The organism is Kurthia senegalensis (genome assembly GCF_000285595.1).
In the GTDB taxonomy this organism is placed as follows: domain Bacteria; phylum Bacillota; class Bacilli; order Bacillales_A; family Planococcaceae; genus Kurthia; species Kurthia senegalensis.
This window is the reverse complement of sequence record NZ_CAEW01000051.1, coordinates 1-591: the sequence shown is the minus strand read 5'-3', so window position 1 is coordinate 591 and position 591 is coordinate 1. Positions and strand designations below refer to the sequence as shown.

4 tRNA genes and 1 rRNA gene are annotated in these 591 nt (G+C 45.5%); all 5 read right to left on the bottom strand.

Annotation, left to right across the window (positions count from 1 at the left end):
• Positions 1 to 50: 50 nt before the first annotated feature.
• A tRNA-Leu gene (locus KSHG_RS15550) sits at positions 51 to 132 on the bottom strand.
• Between the two features lie 10 nt (positions 133 to 142).
• A tRNA-Lys gene (locus KSHG_RS15545) sits at positions 143 to 218 on the bottom strand.
• A gap of 6 nt (positions 219 to 224) precedes the next feature.
• Positions 225 to 300: transfer RNA gene (locus KSHG_RS15540), tRNA-Thr, on the bottom strand.
• A 4-nt stretch (positions 301 to 304) separates the two neighbouring features.
• Positions 305 to 380: transfer RNA gene (locus tag KSHG_RS15535), tRNA-Val, on the bottom strand.
• Positions 381 to 388: 8 nt separating this feature from the next.
• Positions 389 to 505: ribosomal RNA gene (gene rrf / locus KSHG_RS15530) — 5S ribosomal RNA — on the bottom strand.
• Positions 506 to 591 lie beyond the last annotated feature (86 nt).

Genomic DNA, 591 nt, shown 5'->3' with positions numbered 1-591 from the left:
GCAAAGATTAATTAATTTAATCTGGCAATATAAAATTGTTAAAAAAGAAATGCGGGTAAAGGGAGTCGAACCCCCACGCCTTGCGGCGCCAGATCCTAAGTCTGGTGCGTCTGCCAATTCCGCCATACCCGCGTTATTAAAATGGTGAGTCATGCAGGATTCGAACCAGCGACCCTCTGATTAAAAGTCAGATGCTCTACCAACTGAGCTAATGACTCGAAAAGTGGTGCCGGCGAAAGGAGTCGAACCCTCGACCTACTGATTACAAGTCAGTTGCTCTACCAACTGAGCTACACCGGCATTATGGTGGAGGATGACGGGATCGAACCGCCGACCCTCTGCTTGTAAGGCAGATGCTCTCCCAGCTGAGCTAATCCTCCGAATAACAGCCTAGCAACGTCCTACTCTCGCAGGGGGAGAACCCCCAACTACCATCGGCGCTAAAGAGCTTAACTTCTGTGTTCGGCATGGGAACAGGTGTGACCTCTTTGCCATCACTACTAGACTATTGTATTCACTTTTCTTAAAGACATTAATTATTATAACATCTTTTTGGTATGAAAGTCAATTACTTTTTTAGAAAAGTAATTA